The 339-nt window shown below is 67.6% G+C and carries 1 protein-coding gene; it reads right to left on the bottom strand.

All coding sequences use genetic code 11. From position 1 onward, the window contains the following. On the bottom strand, nt 1-339 hold a 339-nt coding region (locus NP777_RS47375; protein WP_256656399.1), incomplete at both ends, for an acyltransferase domain-containing protein.

The following is a 339-nucleotide window of genomic DNA, read 5'->3' as shown; positions in this document are numbered from 1 at the left end:
AGAGACGTTCGACACCACCGGCACGCTCGGAGCACGGAACTCCACGCCCTGAAGCACCTCGCCGAACTCGGCCAGCATGCCGTCCATACGAGCCGAATGGAACGCATGACTCACCCGCAACCGCCGCGCCCGCACCCCACGCCCAGCCAACACATCCACAACCGCCTGAACCGCACCCTCATCCCCCGACAGCACCACCGACTCGGGACCATTCACCGCCGCAATCGCCGCCCCATCGGTCAGCAGCGGTCGCACCTCATCCTCCGGCGCCGCCACCGCAACCATCGCACCACCCGACGGCAACGCCTGCATCAAACGACCCCGAGCAGCCACCACCTT

Source organism: Streptomyces rugosispiralis (assembly GCF_024505145.1).
GTDB lineage: Bacteria > Actinomycetota > Actinomycetes > Streptomycetales > Streptomycetaceae > Streptomyces > Streptomyces rugosispiralis.
The sequence above is the reverse complement of the archived record's forward strand: the minus strand, read 5'-3'. Positions and strand labels throughout refer to the sequence as shown.